This is a genomic window from uncultured Mediterranea sp. (assembly GCF_902493215.1).
Taxonomy (GTDB): Bacteria; Bacteroidota; Bacteroidia; order Bacteroidales; family Bacteroidaceae; genus Bacteroides.
Genome location: NZ_CABUOL010000039.1, coordinates 1 through 3,816, shown reverse-complemented (window position 1 = coordinate 3,816; position 3,816 = coordinate 1). Strand labels below are relative to the sequence as shown.

Sequence of the window (3,816 nt, the reverse complement as noted above, 5' to 3'; positions counted from 1 at the left end):
CTCCGCCGCTTCAATGGACGGGCAACGCCATCGACCTTGTGGAACTTATCTACGGCATCTATGAGATGGGCTGCATCAACAACGGTGAGATGCCGCTCAAACAGCTTGCCCCGCTGCTGTACCGGATATTCGGTGTAGAAGCCAAAGACTGCTACCGCTTCTACACCGACATCAAACGCAGGAAAACAATCAGCCACACGCATTTTCTCGAACAAATGCAGGAGAAGCTGAACGAGCGGATAAGAAGGGATGAGGAAGCGGAATTGAAAAGAAGATAGCTGTTCTTGAGAAATTCCCGTCCATTATCTGAATAAAAAGCAACTTATTTCTTGTACGTTACGCAAAAAAGGCTTACCTTTGCAAAAGAATCAAGAAGATATGCGGCTCAGACCGTGTTCAACGATAACAGTACCCGTTTGGCATACCGTAAGATCTGCCGGCGGGTCATTCTTTTTTATAACGGTATGGCAAACAAGAAATCACGTTCCATTGAAGAACAAATAGAACTGCTCAAACAAAGGGGGATGATTGTCGGGGATGAAGCTTTTGCCGCCCGGCATCTGGCCCATATCAGCTACTATCGTCTGAAAGGCTATTGGTGGGATATGCAGTATGACAAGACCCGTCATCTGTTCCAGCCTGATTCCAATCTGGAAGATGTCGTCACACGCTATTATTTTGATAAAGAACTGCGCCTTATTTTATTCGATGCCATCGAAACAATAGAAATCACCCTGCGTACAAAGATGATTTATCATCTGTCACAGTCTTACGGAGGGCTCTGGTATCGTGACCCGAAGCTGTTCGCGGATGCCGCTTTCCATGCCCAGCACCTCAAAGAACTGATGGAAGAGTTCCTGCGGAGCAACGAGATATTCGTGAAGGACTACAAGCGCAAGCATCTTGTTACAAATACGGACGGAGAAAGAACACTTGACGAATACCCGGATGCGTGGATTATATTTGAGGTGGCCACGTTCGGCACACTTTCCAAGATATACAAGAACCTCAACCACCAGTTGCCCGAAAAATCGGCAATAGCCAATGATATGGGGTTAAATTTACACAGTGAACTGTCGGGATGGCTGGAAGCCATTTCATACATGCGCAACATCATCGCGCACCATTCCAGAGTATGGAGCCGGAATATGGTCAAACGCCCTTGTGAAATCCGCAATCCGCGAATGGCATGGCTTTCCCGCCCATTGACCGAGGTACAACAGAAAAAGCCGTTCTATGTGATTACAGCCATGCTATACCTCTGCAATGCCATAGACGAGGGACATACGTTCAAGGAGAAGTTACTGGCATTGTTTAAGGAATATGCGGATGTGCCCATCTACAAAATAGGTTTCTTCAACCGTTGGGAAGAGGAACCGATCTGGAAAAAGATGTCAGAATAGAATCATATGGCGAAGAAGAAGAAAAAACAGCAGGGACACTATTGCCGTATCTGTGGCGACTACAAGGCGAACGAGAAATTCAGCGGAAAGGGACACGCCCGGCATATCTGCAAGAGTTGTATGTCAGCCATGCGTAGCGGCAAGAATCCGGAGGATATTTTTCCGGAGCCGTTACCCGTGAACCGTGAAACTATACGTTTCAAGAAACTGGGCAAAGAAGAAAAGGCCGTGTTGAAAGCGTTTATCACCGAAGTCACAACCGAATACTGGCAGGAAAACAGACAGATACCGTTTGCGGACAGTTTCTCCGAACTAAAAAAATACATCATAGGAACTTATGATGAAGAATGCGGCATACTTCTGAAAGATGATGCCGAGCTGAAAAACTACTTTCAGACCCATACGATAACGACCATAAACAAATTGCTTAAAGAGGAAATTTTTGAAAATCAGGATTAAGACAAAGGGCGGAGCAAGGTATCAAACTTGCACCGCCCTTTATTTTGTCGCCAATCTGTTATTTCTGCTGCAACAGATGTTTCAGGTTCTCGTCACCAGCGATTCGTTCCAGCTCGTCTTTCACGATTTGTTTCACTTCCTCCTTGATGCGCCTGTAATTCGCCTGCACCGCTTCCTTCATGCAGTCATTGCCGTCCTCGTCCGTGAAGTCGGTAATGACGGGTATTTTTTTATAGGCTTTCTCCTCACGCTTCACCTTCTCGGCATCCACGACAATCTCGCAATGGAAAATCTTCTGCTCGATGCGCTCGTTGAAATTGTCAGACACCGAACCGACAAACATTCCCTGCGTCAAGCCGGAAATCTTGCTCGGTGGGATAAGCGCATCCATCTGCGTGTTGATGGAGGTGGAAACGTCCTGCCGGTTGATGGAGATGGACTGCCTTTTCTGCAACACCTTTCCAAAGCGTTCCGAAAGCGTCTTGGCGGTTTCGCCCACCACCTGACCTGAGAAGATATTGCCGACGGTGTTCATCACGACTTTGGCTTCTTTGTCGCCATAGTCGCGCACCAACTGGCTGAAATCCTGAAAGCCCAGACACACCGCCACCTTGTTGCTTCGTGCGGTGGCGATAAGGTTGTCCAGCCCCTTGAAATATATCGTCGGAAGCTCGTCGATGATGACCGACGATTTCAACATCCCCTTCTTGTTGATGAGCTTCACGATACGGGAATTATACAGACCGAGAGCCGCCCCGTAGATGTTCTGACGGTCGGGATTGTTGCCGACACAGAGGATTTTCGGCTCTTCGGGATTGTTGATGTCCAGCGTAAATTCGCTGTCGGACATGACCCAATAGAGCTGCGGGGAAATCATCCTCGACAGTGGAATTTTTGCCGAAGCGATCTGCCCCATGAGCTGCTCTGCTGCTCCACCGAGCCACGCATCCATAAACGGTGAGAGGTAGTTTTCCAGTTCCGGGTAAGAGGTCAATATCGGAAAAATATCCTCGTAACGGCGGTTCAGGAACTCAATGGCATGAGGGAACGTACAGTATTTGCCGTTCTGATAGATTTTCAAATACCATATAATACTGGCAAACAAAATGATAGGTGATTCCACAAAGAAGTCGCCCTGCTTCTGCACCCAACTCTTATTGAGGTTGAGCATGATGGTGTACGCGCTCTCGTAAGCGTCTGTAATATCCTCCATAAAATCCGGGTTTATAGGATTGCAGCGGTGGCTGCGTCGCGGGTCATCGAAGTTTATCACATAGAACTTCGGCTTCACCTTGTATCCCTCCGGGTGGTTGAGCAGATGGTTGTAGGCAATGGTCGATAAGTCACTGAATTTGAAATCATAGACATACATCGAGAAGCCCTTCTCAATCTGCTGCTTGATGAAAGAGTTTACCACCGCATAGGACTTTCCGCTGCCCGGCGTGCCCAATACGATGGAGGCACGGAACGGGTTCACCACGTTTATCCAGCCGTTGTTCCAACGCTTCTTGTAGTAGAAGCGAGTGGGCAGATTGACTGAATACTCGCTTTCGATAAGCCGTGTTTCCTGCATGAAGCTCTCGTTCTCGTTGTTGAACACGTCATCCATCAGGTTGTGTTTCAACAGGCGGCTCATCCACAGACCGCCCATCATCAGGCAGACATAGCCCGTGCCGATAGTAAGGATATACAGAGCCGCGACCGCTTCCACCGGGAGCGGCAAAGCCAGAATCCACCAGTTCAGGAAAAAGAGCACGAACCCGGCGGCAAGCACCGCCCATATCTTTTGCCAAGTGATTTTCTCTCCCTTGACCCCCTTCGTGCCCATGCAGGAGAGGGCAAGCAGAAGAAGGGCGAACAACTTCGTGTAAAGGACAGATTGGAACAATCCCGCCGTGCGGTTGAAGTTCATCAGGATTTTGTCCACCACGCCGATGTCCAATCCCCACAGACT

4 protein-coding genes are annotated in these 3,816 nt (G+C 48.5%); 3 read left to right on the top strand and 1 reads right to left on the bottom strand.

Annotated elements, in window-relative coordinates; genetic code table 11:
• From RDO88_RS13435 to RDO88_RS13425, 3 genes are all read left to right on the top strand, one after another.
• Nucleotides 1-278: RteC domain-containing protein (locus RDO88_RS13435; RefSeq protein ID WP_307759836.1), on the top strand; the 278-nt coding region annotated here is incomplete at its 5' end.
• Between the two features lie 186 nt (nt 279-464).
• The gene (locus RDO88_RS13430; protein WP_307759835.1) at nt 465-1,403 is read left to right on the top strand and encodes an Abi family protein; all 939 of its coding nucleotides are present in this window, start codon (nt 465-467) and stop codon (nt 1,401-1,403) included.
• A gap of 6 nt (nt 1,404-1,409) precedes the next feature.
• On the top strand, nt 1,410-1,862 hold the full coding sequence (locus RDO88_RS13425; RefSeq protein WP_005642422.1) for a hypothetical protein: 453 nt from the start codon (nt 1,410-1,412) through the stop codon (nt 1,860-1,862).
• A gap of 58 nt (nt 1,863-1,920) precedes the next feature.
• On the opposite strand, the gene mobC is transcribed toward RDO88_RS13425, so the two are convergent.
• A partial coding sequence (mobC, locus tag RDO88_RS13420) for a conjugal transfer protein MobC (RefSeq protein WP_307759834.1) occupies nt 1,921-3,816 on the bottom strand: 1,896 nt, incomplete at its 5' end.

Bases quoted from the DNA above. Each gene is read 5' to 3' on its own strand.
- RDO88_RS13430 (WP_307759835.1), top strand. From the start codon at position 465: ATGGCAAACAAGAAATCACGTTCCATTGAAGAACAAATAGAACTGCTC.
- RDO88_RS13425 (WP_005642422.1), top strand. From the start codon at position 1,410: ATGGCGAAGAAGAAGAAAAAACAGCAGGGACACTATTGCCGTATCTGT.